Origin of the sequence: Tardiphaga sp. 172_B4_N1_3 (assembly GCF_052076035.1) — a bacterium.
Taxonomy (GTDB): Bacteria; Pseudomonadota; Alphaproteobacteria; order Rhizobiales; family Xanthobacteraceae; genus Tardiphaga; species Tardiphaga robiniae.
Window position 1 is genome coordinate 3,106,035 of sequence record NZ_CP197238.1, and the last position, 18,218, is coordinate 3,124,252.

At 62.5% G+C, this 18,218-nt stretch carries 13 protein-coding genes; 7 read left to right on the plus strand and 6 right to left on the minus strand.

All coding sequences use genetic code 11. The features are described from left to right. Window positions 1-53 precede the first annotated feature (53 nt). The 3 genes from AB7783_RS14745 to AB7783_RS14755 all read right to left on the minus strand — a co-directional run bounded on the left by AB7783_RS14745 (window position 54) and on the right by AB7783_RS14755 (window position 4,671). Window positions 54-2,381: a xanthine dehydrogenase family protein molybdopterin-binding subunit gene (locus AB7783_RS14745; protein ID WP_441278038.1), complete on the minus strand. Its 2,328-nt coding sequence runs from the start codon at window positions 2,379-2,381 to the stop codon at window positions 54-56. A 150-nt stretch (window positions 2,382-2,531) separates the two neighbouring features. Further along, window positions 2,532-3,407, minus strand: a complete 876-nt coding sequence (locus tag AB7783_RS14750; RefSeq protein ID WP_093756675.1) for a dihydrodipicolinate synthase family protein — start codon at window positions 3,405-3,407, stop codon at window positions 2,532-2,534. A gap of 4 nt (window positions 3,408-3,411) precedes the next feature. Continuing rightward, window positions 3,412-4,671 (minus strand): allantoate amidohydrolase, encoded by a 1,260-nt coding sequence (locus AB7783_RS14755; RefSeq protein WP_441278039.1) that lies wholly within the window; start codon window positions 4,669-4,671, stop codon window positions 3,412-3,414. Between the two features lie 154 nt (window positions 4,672-4,825). On the opposite strand from AB7783_RS14755, the gene AB7783_RS14760 reads away from it, so the two are divergent. Beyond that, on the plus strand, window positions 4,826-5,323 hold the full coding sequence (locus AB7783_RS14760; RefSeq protein WP_441278040.1) for a nucleoside deaminase: 498 nt from the start codon (window positions 4,826-4,828) through the stop codon (window positions 5,321-5,323). Between the two features lie 108 nt (window positions 5,324-5,431). Here the strand turns inward: AB7783_RS14760 and AB7783_RS14765 are convergent, their stop codons facing one another. Beyond that, window positions 5,432-6,478 carry a hypothetical protein gene (locus AB7783_RS14765; RefSeq protein ID WP_175366613.1) on the minus strand — a complete coding sequence of 349 codons (1,047 nt, stop codon included), beginning with the start codon at window positions 6,476-6,478 and terminating at the stop codon, window positions 5,432-5,434. Between the two features lie 593 nt (window positions 6,479-7,071). Between AB7783_RS14765 and AB7783_RS14770 the strand changes: the two genes are divergently transcribed. From AB7783_RS14770 to AB7783_RS14785, 4 genes are read left to right on the plus strand one after another with little or no spacing between them, the layout of a single operon-like run. After that, window positions 7,072-8,640, plus strand: a complete 1,569-nt coding sequence (locus AB7783_RS14770; protein ID WP_441278041.1) for an ABC transporter ATP-binding protein — start codon at window positions 7,072-7,074, stop codon at window positions 8,638-8,640. Continuing rightward, window positions 8,624-9,715 carry an ABC transporter permease gene (locus AB7783_RS14775; protein ID WP_441278042.1) on the plus strand — a complete coding sequence of 364 codons (1,092 nt, stop codon included), beginning with the start codon at window positions 8,624-8,626 and terminating at the stop codon, window positions 9,713-9,715. Before AB7783_RS14770 ends, AB7783_RS14775 begins: the two co-directional genes overlap by 17 nt. After that, window positions 9,702-10,619, plus strand: a complete 918-nt coding sequence (locus AB7783_RS14780) for an ABC transporter permease (RefSeq protein ID WP_175366616.1) — start codon at window positions 9,702-9,704, stop codon at window positions 10,617-10,619. Before AB7783_RS14775 ends, AB7783_RS14780 begins: the two co-directional genes overlap by 14 nt. Window positions 10,620-10,659: 40 nt before the next feature. Next, a complete protein-coding gene (locus AB7783_RS14785; protein WP_120291483.1) occupies window positions 10,660-11,739 on the plus strand; it encodes a BMP family ABC transporter substrate-binding protein in 1,080 nt (359 codons plus the stop codon). Between the two features lie 103 nt (window positions 11,740-11,842). Here the strand turns inward: AB7783_RS14785 and AB7783_RS14790 are convergent, their stop codons facing one another. Next, window positions 11,843-13,192, minus strand: a complete 1,350-nt coding sequence (locus AB7783_RS14790; protein WP_441278043.1) for an 8-oxoguanine deaminase — start codon at window positions 13,190-13,192, stop codon at window positions 11,843-11,845. A gap of 157 nt (window positions 13,193-13,349) precedes the next feature. On the opposite strand from AB7783_RS14790, the gene AB7783_RS14795 reads away from it, so the two are divergent. Together AB7783_RS14795 and AB7783_RS14800 are read left to right on the plus strand one after the other, a co-directional pair. Next, complete coding sequence (locus tag AB7783_RS14795; RefSeq protein ID WP_441278044.1) at window positions 13,350-14,171, plus strand: FAD binding domain-containing protein; 822 nt, start codon at window positions 13,350-13,352, stop codon at window positions 14,169-14,171. Further along, a complete protein-coding gene (locus AB7783_RS14800; RefSeq protein ID WP_441278045.1) occupies window positions 14,168-16,777 on the plus strand; it encodes a molybdopterin-dependent oxidoreductase in 2,610 nt (869 codons plus the stop codon). Before AB7783_RS14795 ends, AB7783_RS14800 begins: the two co-directional genes overlap by 4 nt. Before the next feature lie 39 nt (window positions 16,778-16,816). Here the strand turns inward: AB7783_RS14800 and AB7783_RS14805 are convergent, their stop codons facing one another. Continuing rightward, entirely contained in the window at window positions 16,817-17,989 is a 1,173-nt protein-coding gene (locus tag AB7783_RS14805; RefSeq protein ID WP_441276790.1) for an IS481 family transposase, read from the minus strand. Window positions 17,990-18,218: the final 229 nt, after the last annotated feature.

Genomic DNA, 18,218 nt, shown 5'->3' on the forward strand with positions numbered 1-18,218 from the left:
AGAACCCGATCATGATGGGTTTCGCGACGACGCTCTACCCATCCTGCTGGGTCTCAGCCATGCGCTGCGCTTGCGCTCCTGATCGCTTCCCATACCTTGATGGGCGACAGCGGCGTATTGAGCTGCGTGATGCCCAGTGGTTGCAGAGCATCCAGCACGCCATTGACGATGCAGGGCGGACCACCGATCGCGCCGGATTCTCCGCAGCCCTTCGAGCCGATCGGGTTGGTGACGCAGGGTGCCGAACCATCCAATGTCACTGACAGAGGTGGCAGGTCACCCGCGCGCGGAATGCAGTAATCCTGATAGCTGGCGGTGATGAGCTGGCCATCCTCGTCGTAATGAACGTTCTCGAACAGCGCCTGGCCGATGCCCTGCGCCACGCCGCCGTGGATCTGGCCGGTCACCAGCATCGGATTCACCGCCACGCCGACATCGTCGACCGTGGTGTAGCGAACGACATTGGTGATGCCGGTCTCCGGATCGATCTCGACCTCGCAGATATGCGTTCCGTTCGGCCAGGTCGGGCCGTCCGCCACGCCGGTGGACTCGACGCTGAGCTGTTCGCCGTCTTCGGCCTTCGCGATTTCGAACAGGCCGACGCGCTTGTCGGTGCCGACGACGGTGAGGAAGCCCGCGGAATACTCGATGTCCTCCACGGAGGCTTCGAGCATGTTGGCCGCCTTCTCGCGCGCCTTGGCGATCATGTCGGCGGCCGACACCACCGCGGCAGTGCCGCCAACGAACAACGAGCGTGAACCGACACTGCCCATGCCGACGATCACATCGGTATCGCCCTGGATCACATCGATCTTGTCGATGCCGATGCCGAGCGCTTCAGAGACGAGCTGCGAATAGGCGGTCTGCAGGCCCTGCCCCATCGCCATGGTGCCGGAATGCAGGATGACGCGGCCATTGGCCGTGGCGCGCAGGCGAACCTTCTCCGTGGTGCCCGGACCGCCGGTCCATTCGATATAGCTGGTGAGCCCGCGGCCGTAGAGCAGACCCTTCTTCTTCGCCGCCTTCTTGCGCGCGGCGAAGCCGTCCCAATCCGACAATTCGGTGGCGCGGTCGAGCATGTGCGCGAAGGCGCCGCTATCATAGGTCTGACCGACGGCGTTCTTGTAAGGAAACTGCGTCGGCTTGATGTAATTCACCTTGCGGATGGCGCGCGGATCCATTCCCATCTGCCGTGCGGCGGCATCCATCAGACGCTCGATGATGAACACGGCTTCCGGACGCCCGGCACCGCGATAGGCGCCCACCGGCGCGGTGTTCGTGATGACCGCCTTGATATCGTAATGCACGTTCTGCAGATCGTAGACGCCGGTCTGCACGAACGGTCCCAACACCAACGGAATGATGACAGCGGTGGCCGACATATAGGCACCGGTGCCGCCGATCGAACGGACGCGATAGGCCAAGATCCGACCCTTGGCATCGAGCGCGAGTTCTGCCGTCGACGTCAGATCGCGACCATGAGTCCCGCCGACGAATTCGTCGGTGCGATCGCCGCGCCAGCGGATCGTCTTGTTCAGCTTCACGGCTACATAGGCGACGACGCCGTCTTCCGGATACAGGCTCGTCTTCTGGCCGAAACCGCCGCCGATATCGCCCACCACCACGCGGATCGATTCCTTCGGACGCTTGAGCACCGCGTCGGCAAGGATATCGCGGGTCGATGCCGGGGTCTGCGACTGCACGTACAGGGTCAGCTTGCCGGACTTCTTGTCGACTTCAGCGATGGTGCTGCGCGGCTCCATGGCCGATGGCACGAGACGCTGACTCACGATATCCAGCGACACCGTATGCTTGGCAGCGGCAAAAGCAGCCTCCACCTTGGCAGGATCGCCATAGCTGGTGGCCGCAACGATATTGTCCGGTGCATCCGGCCAGACCACCGCCGCACCGGGCTTCATCGCCTCGACGGGATCGACCACCGCAGGCAGGACGTCATAGCTGATGTCGATCGCCTCGGCCGCGAGCTGGGCAGCGGCGCGCGACGTGGCGACGATCGCCGCCACCGCTTCGCCAGCGAACCGCACGACTTCATGCGCGAGCAGCCGGCGCGGCGGAAAGGTCGCCGCCGAGCCGTCGGGACGCTTGAAGATCGGCAGCGTCGGCAGCGTGCCGACATCGTCGGCCACGAGATCCGCGCCGGTATAGATCGCCTCGACACCGGGCATCGCCTTCGCGGCGGTGACGTCGATGGCGGTGATCTTCGCATGGGCATGCGGCGAGCGCAGCAGATGCAGCCACAGCGCGCCGTCTTCCGGCTTGTCGTCGATGAATTTGCCCTGCCCGGTGAGAAGTCTTTGATCTTCAAGGCGCTTGGGAGAAAGACCGGCGCCGAAGCGCAGATTGCCGGGCAGAATGTTCATCAGACGTCCTTCAATGGCGAGCCTTACGGGCGGGCTGTATGGTTTCTAGCCCAGAAAGACCGCGTGAGCCAACAGGCCAGCCGCACAAGGCTGAGCGACAGAATGTGCATGAGCGCTGCTCGTTTGCGCGTCTGGCGGCAACGATATCGATCAGCCGACATCCCGCAAAACGGCTTCGATCACCTTGCGCTCGTCGGCGGTCAAAGCCGGCTGCGGCGCCACGGGGTCGCCGACCTCGTAGCCCTGGATCGCGAGGCCCGTCTTGATGCAGGCCGCCAGATTATAGCGCGCAAAGGCCTCGTTGAGCCGCCACATCCGCCGTTGCAGGACCATGGCCTCGTCCCAGCGATGCGCCTTGCAGAGATTGTAGAGTTCGACGCTCTGCTTCGGCACGACGCAGGCAGGGCCTGCCATCCAGCCGACGCCACCGATCAGCATGACAGCTGACGGAATATGCGCCGAGGCGGCAAACACTTTCAGTCTGTCGCCGCAGCGATTGATGATCGACAGCAACCGCCCGGTATTGGTGGAGGCATCCTTGATATACTGGATGCGCGGATGTTCGGCGAGCCGCGCCACAACGTCGAGCGTCAGATCCGAACGCTGGAATTGCGGATTGGTATAGATCACCACGGGAATATCGACGGCATCCGCGATGGCGCGGAAATAGGATTCGATCTGCGCATCCTTGAGCGGGAAATACGCTTCGAGAATGGCCAGGATGCCGTTAGCACCGAGCTTCTGATACGACTTAGCCTGCGCCACCGCATCCACCGTCGAGGTCGAGGCCACGCCCGCCACCACCGGCACGCGCCCGCCTGCCGCATCGATCGTGGCCTGCACCACCGTCCTGCGCTGTTCGCGATTGAGATAGGCGAATTCGCCGGTCGAGCCGAGCGGCGTCAGACCATGCACGCCCGCGCCGATGAGATCCCCGCACAGGCGGCCCAGCACATCGGTGCGGATACGCCCCTCGTCGTCAGCCGGCGAGACGAGATAGGGAAACACGCCGTGGAAATCTGCCATCGCATCAGGCCTTCGGCTTGAAATTCTCTATCACGCGCAACAACACGCGCGCACCGACCTCGACATCCGCATCATCCACATGCTCGGCAGGATTGTGGCTGATCCCGCCGCGGCAGCGCACGAACAGCATCGCCACATCGGCAATATCGGTCATCGCCATGCCGTCATGGCCGGCCCCGCTCGGCAACTCGAACGCGCGATAACCCTCGGCAGTAATTGCATCGGCGAACTGCTTCTGCAGCCAGGGCGCACACGGCACCGTGCGATTCTCATGGGTGATATTGATCTGCAGATCGAGCTTGCGCGCTTTGGCGATCGACTCGATCTCGCGCACCATGTCGGTGATGGCGAGCTTGCGATAGGAATCCTTCGGCGATCGGATATCCATGGTGAACGATACCAGCCCGGGAATGACATTGGTCGCCCCCGGCATCGCATTGATATAACCCACGGTGCCGACAAGGCCGCCGCGGTCCGACTGGCAGAACTCCTCGATCGCAACGATACATTCGGCAGCGCCCACCAATGCATCGCGTCGCATCGCCATCGGCACCGTGCCGGCATGACCGGCAATGCCGTGCAATTCGACAGCGAGACGCGTCGCACCCGAAATGGCAGTCACGACACCCACCGGAAGCTTCTGTGCTTCGAGCACGGGCCCCTGCTCGATATGCAGTTCGAGATAGGCGAGCAATTCGCCGGGCGCGCGCGCTGCGGCGCCGACGTGATCGGGATCGAGGCCGAAGGTGATCATCGCCTCGCGCATCGAGATACCCGCTTTGTCGCGGCCGCCGAGCACACTCTCGACAAAAGTCCCGGCCACCGCACGGCTGCCGAGCAGCGTCGACGCAAAGCGCACACCCTCCTCGTCGGCAAAGGCGGCGATCTCGACGGCGAATGGCAGGCGCGCGCCACGGCGGTTGAGGTCGCCGACGCAGGAAATCGCCGTGATGATCCCGAGCGGTCCGTCCCAGCGGCCTGCATCGCGCACGGTGTCGTAATGGGAGCCCAGCATTAGGCACGGCAGACCGGGCCGGTCGCCTTCATAGCGTCCGCAGACATTGCCGATCGCATCGATACGCGCCCGCATGCCGGCTGCCTGCATCCAGCCGATGATCAGTTCGGCGGCAGCACGATGTTCCGGTGTAAGGAATATTCGCGTGATGTTGTCCGGCGCTTCCGAAATAGCAGCCAGCGCGTTGATGCGTTCGACGATCTCGCCGCCGAGCGATTGGCCGGAAGCTCCGACGACTTTCTCTTCCATCGCAATCATGCTTCTTTGTTCAGGCCGTAGGCCCGGCTGGGACTTGAATGATCCAGGTCGTAAATATTAGTGCGGCCAGCGGGCCAAAGCGAATCCGCGTTTGGCCTCGCGGGAAGCTAGCAGATTTTGACGCCCGGACGACAGGAGCCCCCTGATGCCAAAGCAAGACTCGTCGAGTAGGGATGAGGCCCTTCTCAGGCTTTCTTTCGACGCTGCACGCAAAGCCATGGAGCGCGGCAACCATCCGTTCGGCGCGATCCTGGTCGATGCACACGGCAAGGTCCTGATGGAAGCCGGTAACGCCTTCATGCCCTCTCATGACGGCACCGCCCATGCAGAGCGGCTGCTGTGCAGCGAAGCCTCGATTGCCTATGACGAGACCGAGCTGAAGACCTTCACGCTGTATTCCTCGGCAGAACCCTGCGCCATGTGCGCCGGCGCGATCTATTGGGTCGGCATTGGCCGACTGGTTTATGGGCTTGGCGAAGCAAGGCTCAAGGCGATCACCGGCGACCATCCGGAGAATCCCACGCTTGATCTGCCTTGCCGCAATGTCTTTGCTGCCGGGCATAAGAGCATCGAGGTCGTCGGACCGCTGCTCGAAGACGAGGCAGCCGCGCAGCACGAGAATTTCTGGGCGCAGCTGCGCTAGCGGCACGCGCGCAGGAGCTTGCAAAAAACTGAAGGCGCCGCGAGGACATCGCGACGCCATCAGCCTGGAGATTGGCCTTGGAGAATTAGCCCCGGAAGTGAGCTCAGATCAGAACTTGACGGTGACGCCGGAATAGAGCGAGTCCTCGCGGCACGATCCGGGCGCAAACGTGGTGCACGGCAGGCTGGCATTCTCATCCAAGCCGAACTTGTTCCGCCAGAGCCGATAGGCCACCCACACGTCGACATTGTGAGTGTATTTCGGTCCCCAGATCGCCTTGCTGGCGTCGAAGGTCAGACGGATCGGTTCGGCGTTGATCTCCATCTTGGTTGCCGTGCCGATGATCTGGCCGTTCTCCGAACCTTTCGGCCCGTAGAAGCCGGCCCGGCCGCTGATCGCGAAATAGTCCATGCTCGGGGGCAGGAAGCCGAGATCCATGTAGTAGTTGAGTTCGACGGCCCAGGTCGGGTTGAACTGGCGGTTGCCGTCGATGTTACAGGAGACGCCGGGAATCTGGCCGGGAGCGCCGGCATAGCCGCACTGCGTGAACGTGCTGCGATTGGCGAATTCGTAGTAGAACAACGGATTGACGTTGAAGAAGCCCTTGTAAGGCAGGTCGAAAGCGAATTGCAGACCGGTCACGACGTCGCGCTTGGATGCGGAGAAGAACCGATTTTCAGTGCTGCCATCCGCACCGATGACGAACGACACGTTGCGCAGCGGCCCCATCGAGAAGGCCTTGGTGTTGAAGACCTCGTTGAAGCCGATCGTGCTACGGATCAGGCCGTAGATTTCTGTTGCGCCTTCGCAGCCCGTGATCGGACGCAGCGGATCGGCGCACGGATTAGCCGGGCTGCTCTTGCCCGCCTTCTCGAGGCCGATGTTGAAGAAGTTGGTGCCGTAGGTCCAGACATCGAAGTGGGTGAAGGCGAAGACCTGCTTGGTGGTCTTGTTGGTCACGCCGGGATCGACCGCCCCCCACTGATAGGCATAGGTGAAGCGGTTATCGATCAACAGGAAGAACGGAAGATCTGGGATCGGCTTTGCCTTGACCGGCATGGCCGCCATGTCGGCGGCGCTTGCCGAGCCTGTCGGCACCATGGCTGTTAGCGACAGCAACGTCGCGGCTGCGATTGCGCGGAAACGATTGGCCATTGGAATTACCCCCACCTGTTGACAATGATTGCGTGCCTCTCGCGAGAGAGTTGTTGCAATCAGTCCGGGTGAGAAGCCTCAACTTTTTCCAATAGTTGCCACGGATTTCATCAGGGATGCCCAGTGAAATCAGTATTTTATGCTTGAAGCATCGTGTTTTCGGGATGGTGAAATGACACCATGCGAGCGCGTGTAAGACACGCGCTTAGAGACTGTAAAGATTGGTATTTTGCGACGTTCTGTCGCAGGTTTCCGAACGAAGCTCAGATGGTGAATTCACACTGTGATTCCGTGTTTGCACCGCAAGAAAATCACTGCCCAACTTCTCAACACACGAGAAAATCCGGATCTCGAATTCGTTGCACATGTACCAGAACTGCAACACTTCAGACCAAGTATACAATGCGAAAATCGAATAAACGTCATTCAATCAATGAAAAGACCGAGCCTCACGCCATTGCGTCGACAGGAATCGCCCAAGAAAGCGATCCAGTCCAAAAATAAGGCAGACGCTGGCGCTTATTCGAGATTTACGCTGCATTCCAATCCGGCACACACTTGCCGCAAACCTCCTTTTCACGCGTGAGTAGCGAATGTTGGATTCGGGATCGGGACACGCGCGTTCGGGGACGGTGCTTCTGCAGACCATCGGTCTGACCAAGCGCTATGGCAGTTTCCTCGCCAATGACGCCATCGACATCGCGATCCGTCCGCAGGAGATTCACGCGCTGCTCGGCGAGAACGGCGCCGGCAAATCCACGCTCGTCAAAACCATCTACGGCCTGATCCAGCCGAGCGAAGGCGAGATGCTCTGGCAGGGCGAGAAGATGGTCCTCGCCGGCCCGCATGATGCGCGCGCGCGCGGCATCGGCATGGTGTTCCAGCATTTCTCGCTGTTCGACAATCTCACTGTCGCCGAGAACGTTGCCCTTGGCCTCGACGGCAAGGAATCCTTCAAAGCGATGTCGGCGCGGCTCGAACAGGTGTCGCAGCAATATGGCCTGCCGCTCGATCCGAAGCGCGAGGTCTGGCAACTCTCGGTCGGCGAACGTCAGCGCATCGAGATCGTGCGCGTGCTGATGCAGAATCCGAAATTCCTGATCCTCGACGAGCCCACCGCCGTGCTGACGCCGCAGGAGGCCGATCAGCTCTTCGTCGTGCTGGAGCGCCTGAAGTCGGAAGGCCGCGCGATCCTTTACATCAGCCACAAGCTCGACGAGGTGAAGCGGCTCTGCGACACCGCCACGATCCTGCGCGGCGGCAAGAAGATCTCGACCTGCCTGCCGCGCGAAGAAACTGCGGCATCACTGGCGCGCATGATGGTCGGCACCGAGATCAAGCAGGTGAAAGCCGCCGCCAACAGGCAAACCACTGTGCCGCGGCTCGTGGTCAACGATCTCAGCCTCGCGCCCGACGAACCACATGGCGTGCATCTGAAGAACATCTCGCTGGAACTGAAGGGCGGCGAGATTCTGGGGATCGCCGGCGTCGCCGGCAACGGCCAGGACGAGTTCTTCGCGGCGCTCTCCGGCGAGCGTCTCGCCAAAGATCCCGGCACCATCGTCATAGACGGTCACGCCGCCGGACATCTGTCGATCACCGCACGCCGCAAGCTTGGCGCGGCCTTCGTTCCCGAAGAACGGCTCGGCCATGGCACCGCGCCGCGCATGAGATTGTCGGAAAACGCGCTGCTCACCGGCCATGCTGCTTCAGGCATGGTGCACAACGGTTTCATCAATACGGCGGCGACGCTCGCGACCGTCGATCGCGCCACCGAAAGTTTCGACGTCCGCAAGGCCAAGCGCGATCCGGAAGCTGCCAGCCTTTCCGGCGGCAACCTGCAGAAATTCATCGTCGGCCGCGAGATCCTGCGCAATCCCATCGTGCTCGTGGTCAGCCAGCCGACCTGGGGCGTCGATGCCGGCGCTGCCGCCGTCATCCGTCAGGCGCTGCTCGATCTCGCCGCTGCGGGCGCGGCCATCCTCGTCACCAGTCAGGACCTTGACGAACTCGCTGATATCGCCGACCGCATCGCTGTGATGTTCCACGGCCATCTGTCCGAGCCGTTAATGACGGCGGATGCCGACAGGGAAACGCTGGGCTTGTTGATGGGCGGCAGTGCACTCACGCCAAAGGACGTGCCCGATGCAGTTGGTGCTTGAGAAGCGCGCGGAGCGATCGACCATCATCGCGCTGGTATCGCCTGTTATCGCCATCGGGCTGACCATCGTGACCATGAGCATCCTGTTCATGATCATCGGCAAGAATCCGATCGCCGCGCTCAACGTCTATTTCATCACGCCGCTGACCGACGCCTATTCGCTGCAGGAGCTTGCGGTGAAGGCGGCGCCCCTAGTGATGATCGCCATCGGTCTGTCGCTTTGTTACCTCGCCAATGTCTGGAACATCGGCGCGGAGGGACAGTTCCTCGTCGGTGCCGTGGCGGGCAGTTGGCTTGCGGTGAAGACCAACGGCACCGATGCCGGCGTCTGGGTGTTGCCGGCGATGATGCTGCTCGGTGCCATCGCGGGCGCGCTCTATGCGTTGATCCCGGCCTTCTGCAAGGTGCGCTTCGGCGCCAGCGAAATTCTGGTCAGTCTGATGCTGGTCTATGTGGCCGACCTGCTGCTCGATTATCTCGTCCGCGGCCCGTGGCGCGATCCCAAAGGGTTCAACTTCCCGACCACGGCCGAATTCGATCCGGTCGCCACCGTGCCGCTGCTGTTCGAGGGTGGACGGCTGCATCTCGGCGCGGTCATCGCGTTGGTGATCGTTGTTGCCGCTGCCGTCCTGCTCGGCCGCACCATCAAGGGTTTTGAAATTCGTGTGGTTGGCGCAGCGCCCCGCGCGGCGCGCTTCGGCGGCTTCTCGTCGAACCAGCTGGTGCTGCTGACTTTCGCGATATCCGGCGCGCTGGCCGGCCTCGCGGGGATCATCGAGGTCGCCGGCCCCGTCGGTCATCTGCAGCCCGGCATCTCGCCCGGCTATGGCTTTACCGCGATCATCGTTGCATTTCTCGGACGGCTCAACCCGGTTGGAATACTAATTGCAGGGCTTTTCCTGGCGCTGACATTTATCGGCGGGGAGCAAGCGCAGATCGCCATGAAGATCCCACTCGATATCAGCAAGGTGTTTCAGGGCATCCTGCTGTTCTATGTGCTCGCCTGCGACAGCCTGATCCTGTACCGGATCAAGCTCATCATGCCGCAGCGAAAGGTCGCCGATGGAGCTGCTTGAAGCCATCATCCTTGCCGTACTCGCGGCGTCGACACCGCTACTGCTCGCCGCCTCCGGCGAGCTACTGGTGGAGCGCGCCGGCGTGCTCAATCTCGGCGTCGAAGGCATGATGATCGTCGGCGCGGCCTGCGGCTTTGCTGGCGCCTGGGCCACCGGCTCGACGTTCATCGGCGCGCTGTGCGGAATTCTCGCGGGCGTCGCGCTATCGCTGGTGTTTGCACTGATGACGCTCGGCCTCGCCGTCAATCAGGTCGCCACGGGTCTCGCGCTCACAATCCTGGGCATCGGCGTCTCCGGCCTGATCGGCGCCGGCTTCGTCGGTGAGCGTATCGCCACTGCGCCACGGCTGTACATTCCCGGCCTGACCACGCTCCCCTTTGTCGGCAAGATCCTGTTCGGCGAAGACGCCTTCGTCTATGTCTCGCTCGCGCTGATCATCGGCATGTCCTGGTTCCTCTATCGCACCCGGGCGGGGCTGGTCCTCCGCGCCATCGGCGACAATCACGTCTCCGCCCATGCGCTCGGTTATCCTGTGCTCAAGATCCGCATGTTCGCCGTGATGTTCGGCGGCGGCTGCGCAGGCCTCGCCGGCGCCTATCTGCCGCTGGCCTATACGCCCTTCTTCGTCCCCGGCATGACTGCCGGCCGTGGCTGGATCGCGCTGGCGCTGGTGGTATTCGCCTCTTGGCTGCCGGGGCGCCTCGTGATCGGCGCTTATCTGTTCGGCGCGGTCTCGATCTTGCAACTGCATGCGCAAGGCTGGGGCGTCGGCGTGCCCTCGCAGCTGATGTCCGCACTGCCCTATCTCGCAACCGTCGTCGTGCTGGTGCTGATCTCACGTACCCGCAGCGGCGGCTCCACGGCACCGGCCGCATTGGGCACCGTATTCGTGCCCGACCGCTAAAGACATTCTCGCAAGACTATCTCGCAAACAGGAGACGCGTATGAACAGGAAAGCACTTGCAGCCGCCGCCCTACTGCTGGCCACCGGCCTCGGATTGGGTGCAGCCGTCGCCGCCGACAAGCTGAAAGTCGGCTTCGTCTATATCGGCCCGGTCGGAGATTTCGGCTGGACCTATCAGCACGAAGTCGGCCGCCAGATGATCGTCAAGGAATTTGGCGACAAGATCGAGACCACCTATCTCGAAAACGTCAGCGAAGGCCCGGACTCCGAGCGCTCCATCGAACAGCTCGCGCGGGCCGGCAATCAGCTGATCTTCACCACGTCGTTCGGCTATATGGATCCGACGCTGAAAGTCGCCAAGCGCAATCCCAAGGTAATGTTCGAACACGCCACCGGCTTCAAGCGCGACAAGAACATGTCGAGCTATTCCGGCCGGTTCTTCGAAGGCCGCTACATCCAGGGCCTGATCGCCGCCAAGATGTCGAAGAAGGGCGTGCTGGGTTACATCGGCTCGTTCCCGATTCCGGAAGTGATCTCGGGCATCAATGCGACCATGCTGGCCGCGCAGAAGATCAATCCGGATATCAAGATCAAGATCATCTGGGTCAACACCTGGTTCGATCCCGGCAAGGAAGCCGACGCCGCCAAGGCGCTGCTCGATCAGGGCGCCGACGTGATCATGCAGCACACGGATTCGCCGGCCGCGATGCAGGTCGCCTCCGAGCGCGGCGCCCTCGCCTTCGGCCAGGACTCCGACATGATCAAGTTCGGCCCGAAGACGCAGCTCACCGCGGTCACCAACAACTGGGGTCCGTACTACGTGGAACGCGTCAAGGCGGCCCTCGATGGCACCTGGAAGTCGGAAGACACCTGGGCCGGCCTGAAAGAGAAGATGGTCGTGATGGCGCCCTATACCAACATGCCGGACGACGTGAAGAAGATGGCGATGGACACCGAAGCCGCCATCATCGCCGGCACGCTGAAGCCGTTCAAATGCCCGATCATGGGACAGGACGGCAAGGAAGTGGAATGCAAGGGCGGCGACGCGCTGGACCCCGGCCAGGTGCTCGGCATGAACTTCTATGTGAAGGGTATCGACGACAAGATTCCGGGGAAGTGAGGCACGCGCTATAGTCCCCTCTCCCCCGGCGAAGCGAAGCTTCGCTAGGTGGGAGAGGGTGCCTGAGCGAAGCGAAGGCGGGAGAGGGGAAGTAAGCAAGCCCCTATCCCGCCTGCATCGTCTTCGCCGCCGCGCTGTGCCGGCGGATCAGATCGGCGACATCGAGCCCCGGAATTGCGCCGTCGATCACGCGCCACGCGCCGCCCACCATCGCGCGGTCCGCACGATGCGCACCGCACAGCACCAGCGCCGCCAGGGGATCGCCTTGGCCGGAGAAGCGCAGCTCGTCGAGTTTGAACAACGCGAGATCCGCCATCTTGCCGACCGCGATCTCGCCGAGCTCAGGCCGGCCTACACAGGCCGCTGAACCTTTCGTCGCCCAGCGCAGCGCGTCCTTGTGGCTGACGCGGCCGACGCCGTAACGCGCCCGCTGCAGCAGAAACGCCGCGCGCACTTCCTGCATCAGATTCGATCCGTCATTCGACGCCGAACCATCGACGCCGAGGCCGATACCGACGCCCGCGTCTTCCATCTCGCAGACCGGACAGCAGCCGGAGGCAAGCAGCTGATTGCTGCAAGAGCAATGACTGATGGTGGTCCCGGCCCTGCCGAGCCGCAGCATTTCGCCCGCGTTGAAGTGAATGCCATGGGCCAGCCAGGTGCGCTTGTTCAGCCAGCCGGTCTGCTCCAGATAATCCAGCGGACGGCAGCCATAGATCTCCTCGCAATAGCGGTTCTCGTCCTCGGTCTCGCCGAGATGCGTATGCAGCCGGACGTCGAGCTTGTCGGCCAGTGCCGCGGTGCTTGCCATCAGCGACGTCGTTACCGAAAACGGCGAACACGGCGCCAATGCGATCTGCACCATGGCGTCTTCGCCGCGCTGATGGAATTTCGCCACGACACGTTCGCTATCGGCAAGGATCGTGTCCTCGTCCTGCACCACCGTGTCCGGCGGCAGACCGCCGTCGCGCTGCGAGCGGTTCATCGATCCCCGCGTCAGCAGCACGCGCATGCCGAGCCGCTGCGCCACCGCCACTTCGATATCAACGGACGCTTCGAGGCCGGCCGGAAACACATAGTGGTGATCGGTGGTCGTGGTGCAGCCCGACAGCAGCAATTCCGACATCGCCACGCTGACGCCGAGATGGAGATTCTCGGGCGTCAGCCGCGCCCAGACCGGATAGAGCGCCTGCAGCCAGGGAAACAGCTCGCGATCCAGCGCGGCCGGCAAGGCGCGCGTGAGCGTCTGATAGAAATGGTGATGCGTATTGATCAGCCCCGGCAGCACCACATGGGCGCTGGCATCATAGGTCGCGATATCCGCCGTGGCCGGCTGGCCGCCGGCCGGCACCAGTTCGACAATCCGACCGTTCTTGACGACAATGCCGCGCTCGGCACCCTCGGCGAAAATGCCGAGGGGGTCCTTGATCCAGGTGGCCTGCGTTTCTGTCATGGCTCATCTCCTTCGGTCCTGGACCCGACCTTGCAATTCAGGGACCAGCCACGAATACTTCGATTTGTTCTGCAATTGTCGGCGACTTGGCGTCGGTCTTGCAAGGTTCGCAATGATACTTCAAGGGGTCATTGCCGAGTGAAAGCATAACCGCCCTATGGATTTGAATACGGTCACGTCCGTTGCCCGCCCCACGACGCGGGAACAGCTACCGACATGGAGTGCCGGGGATGCATGGCTCGCCGGGGGCACCTGGCTTTTCTCCGAACCACAGAGCCACCTGACGCGGCTGATCGACCTCACCGATCTCAAATGGCCGGCCCTTACCGTCACCGATAGTGAATTGCAGATCGCCGCGACCTGCACAGTCGCACAGCTCGACGCGCTGCCCTGCCCTCCTGACTGGATCGCGTCGCCGCTTATCAATCAATGTTGCCGCGCCTTCCTCGCCTCCTTCAAGATCTGGAAGACCGCAACGGTCGGCGGCAATCTCTGCATGTCGCTGCCGGCGGGCCCGATGATCGCGCTCACCGCCGCGCTCGATGGGGTCTGCACGATCTGGAAGGCGGATGGCAGCGTAGACACGATCGACGTCGTGGACTTCGTCACCGGCGATCAAAGTAATGTGCTGCACTCAGGCGATCTCCTGCGCAGCATTGCCATTCCACTTGGCTCCTTCAAACGCCGCTCGGCATTCCGCCAGATCTCGCTGACGCCGGTCGGGCGATCTGCTGCGCTGCTGATAGGAAGCCTTGACGAGGATGGTTTGCGGCTGACGATCACGGCATCGACAAAGCGGCCTGTCCGTATCGCGCTCCCAACACTTCCCGATGCCGATACGCTCGAAGAAGCAATCCTCGACCGGATTCCGGACAACCTCTATCACGATGACGTTCACGGCAAACCGGCCTGGCGCAAGCAGATGACGCTGCGGCTCGCAGAAGAGATCCGCGCCGAGCTGCAGGGCTTCAGGCCATGAGTTTCGAGATCAACGGCCACAGCTTTTCGCAGAAGCCGCAAGCCGGCCAATGCCTGCGCACCTTCCTGCGCGAGCTCGGCCATTTCGGCGTCAAGAAAGGCTGCGATGCCGGCGACTGCGGTGCCTGCACCGTGCTGCTCGATGGCGAGCCGGTGCATAGCTGCATCATCCCGGCCTTTCGCGCCGAAGGTCATGCGGTCACCACCATCGAAGGTCTCGCGTCCGAAGACGGCATCCATCCAATGCAGCAGGCGTTCCTGGACGCACAGGGATTCCAGTGCGGCTTCTGCACATCCGGTATGATCGTGACCTGCGCGTCGCTCAATCAGGCACAGCGCGCCGATCTCGGAGCGTCGTTGAAGGGAAATCTGTGTCGCTGCACAGGCTATCGCACGATCGAGGACGCACTCGACGGCAAGTCCAATGTGGAAGACGCCGAGCCCGGCACCGCCTTCGGCCGCAGCCTGCCCGCGCCCGCTGGTCCCCAGGTGGTGACGGGCAAGGCGCGCTACACATTTGACGTCACCATGGACGACTTGCTGCATATCAAGATGCTGCGCTCGCCGCATCCCCATGCCCGCATCGTGTCGATCGATGCATCAGCGGCGCAGGCGATGCCGGGTGTGCATGCGGTACTGACACATGCCGATGCGCCGGCCACATTGTTCTCGACCGCGCGTCACGAGATCGATGCAATGGATCCCGAGGATACACGGATCCTCGACGACACCGTGCGTTTCATTGGCCAGAAAGTCGCGGCCGTGGTCGCAGACAGCGAAGCGATCGCGGAGGAAGCCTGCCGCCGCATCGACATTGTCTATGACATCCTGCCCGCGGTGTTCGATCCCGCTGCCGCCATCGCGCCGGGCGCGCCGGTCATTCATCCCGACAAGACGCCGATCCATCGCGTCAGCGATGCGGCACGCAACGTCATCGCCGAAACACACGGCGAATTCGGCGATGTCGCGGCAGCGCTGGCGTCGTCGGCCGTCACCTATGAGGGCACCTTCACCACGCAACGCGTGCAGCACGGCCATCTCGAGACCCATGGCGGCATGGCCTGGCTCGATGCAGACGGCGTCCTCAATATCCGCTCAAGCACGCAGACGCCGTTCCTGACGCGGCGTGCGCTCGCTCAACTCTATGACCTTCCCTCCGACAAGGTCCGCGTGTTCTGCGAACGCGTCGGCGGCGGGTTCGGCGGCAAGCAGGAAATGTTCGTCGAGGACATTCTCGCGCTGGCCGCACTCAAGACCGGCCGCCCGGTGAAATGGGAACTGACCCGCGAGGAGCAATTCATCGCCACATCGACGCGGCATCCGATGCGCGTCACGGTCAAGGCCGGCGCAGACAAACACGGCAAGCTCACCGCGCTGCAGCTCGACGTGCTCTCCAACACCGGCGCCTATGGCAATCATGCGGGCCCGGTGCTGTTTCACGCCTGCGGTGAATCGCTCGGCGTCTATAACTGCGCCAACAAGAAGGTCGATGCCGTCGTCGCCTATACCAACACGGTGCCTGCGGGCGCGTTTCGCGGCTACGGCCTGCCGCAAACCCTGTTCGCGGTGGAAGCCGCCGTCGACGATCTCGCCGCGCAGCTCGGCATCAGCCCGTATGATTTCCGCCGGAACAACGTCATCAAACCCGGCGATCCCATGCTGTCGCCCGCTGGCACGCATTATGACGATGTGACAATCGGCAGCTACGGCCTCGACCAGTGCCTCGACCTCGTCGAGCAGGCGATGCAGGCGGAGACGAAACACGACCTCGATGACGACTGGCTGATCGGCGACGGCATCGCGCTCACCATGATCGACACCGTACCGCCGCAAGGCCACATCGCCGAAGTCGTCATCGCCAAACGTGACGATGGCGACTACGATCTCACGGTCGGCACCGCCGAATTCGGCAATGGCACCGCGACGGTGCATCGGCAGATCGCGGCCACGACGCTCGGCTGCAGCGTCGAGCAGATTCATTTGCGCCAGTCCGATACGCGGAACGGCGGCCACGACACCGGCGCCTATGGCAGCGCCGGCACATTCGTCGCTGGCAAAGCCACCCATGACGCCGCGCAAAAACTGATGGAGGCGATGAAGGCGGACAGCAACGCACGAAGCGCCACTGGGACTTCGGGCGGCACCCCCCGTTCGGTCGCCTTCAACGTCCAGGGATTTCGCGTGGCGGTGAACACGGGGACCGGCGCGATCAAGGTTCTCAAGAGCGTGCAGGCTGCGGACGCTGGCGCCGTCGCCAATCCGATGCAGCTCCGCGGCCAGATCGAAGGCGGCGTTGCGCAGTCGCTGGGGGCCACGCTCTATGAGGAGATGGTGATCGACGACCGCGGCCGCGTCGTCAATCCGAAATTCCGCGACTATCATCTGCCATCCTTCGCCGATCTGCCGCGCACCGACGTGTATTTCGCCGACACCTATGATGCGATCGGGCCATTGGGTGCGAAATCGATGAGCGAAAGCCCCTACAATCCCGTCGCCGCGGCGATGGGCAACGCACTGTTTGATGCAACGGGCATCCGGTTTACACAGGTGCCGTTCAAGCCGGACCGGATTTTTCCGGAGCTGCAGAAGAAGTTTGGGAAGGCATGAGAGCAAAACGCCGATCTTAACCTCTCCCCGCGCATTTGTTCAGTCGGGAGACATGGTTGACACCTGTTCGGAGACATCACTGACACTTTTTGTGCCAGTCAAGTCGATTTCTGCGACTTTCCGGCTGCCGAAGAAAATCCCGTAGTGGCCATCGCTGTCCAAGGGGCGGATTGCCAGCCGTTCGCCGCGAAAGGCTTTTGGTACGCGCCATCGCCGGCCCTTGAAGTCGATGCGCGGATTGACTGAGACGCGGCGCACGATGTCATTGCTGGCATATTCGACCTCGACGATTTTGTCGGGCATCGGCCGCGTGCTGGGTTTGTAACGGGTAGCGGGAACGTCCATGCCGAGTGCTTCGTGGGGGCGTTGCAGATTGTAGACGGTGCGCCATGTATCGAAAGCGCGCTGTAGTTCGGCAAAGTCGCGGAACCGGCGTGCCGCGAATACTTCGGCCTTGAGGGAACGGTGGAAGCGTTCGTTCTTGCCGCGGCTTTGCGGGTGGAACGGCCTTGCATAGATCGTGTCGACGCCAAGCTTGAGCAACCAGACCCGCAGGGCAGTCCAGCGCGAGCCGCCGCTGTCGCCCCAAGGCGAGCCGTTGTCGACGAAGAACGCGTCCGGCAGACCATAGCGCCGGAAAGTCTGTATCAGCCGCTGCTGCACGGTTGCACTCTGTTCGTTTGCGCAGGCCTGGATGCAAAGTGCATAGCGCGAGTGGTCGTCGATTACGGTGAGCGGATGGCATGCTGCGTTGTTGGCCAGCGGCATGCGCCCTTTGAAATCCATCTGCCATAGCTGGTTGGGCGCCTCCTTCTCGAAGCGCTGCAGCGGCTGTGTTGCGCCGCCCGGCGGCAGGATAATGCGGCCGTTGCGGTGCAGGATCTCATGCACGGTGGAGATCGCCGGCGGTGTCATCCCGTCACGCTGCAGGCAGTACGCAATCTTGCGCGCGCCCCAGGCCGGATGGGCATCGCGCACCGCAAGCACCAGCGTCTCGATTGCCGTATTGCTGCGTCGTGGGCTGACAAGCGGTCGCCGCGACCGATCGGCCAGTTCCGCATCGCCGGCCTCGACCCGCGCCAGCCATTTGTAGCCGGTCTGCGGGCTGATCCCGAACCGCCGACACAGTTCTCGCCGATTGACGCCCTCCTGCATTGCCAAAAGGGCAAACTCCCGCCGCTGATCCATTGCCGACACCTCGCGCCATGGCATGGAAACCTCCTGAAAAGGAGGACTCCAGCCAATCTGAATGTGTCAACTATGTCTCCGAACACCTGTCAGCGATCTGTCCGGACTGAACATCTGCGCGGGGAGAGGTCGCCGCGTCTTCGCGGCGGGTGAGGGGCCGGGCATACGGCTAAACCTGCCGACAACCTCTGAGATCGATCGGCTGCATCGACCTCCAATAGCCGAATTGAATGTTATACCGATCCGCTAGCGT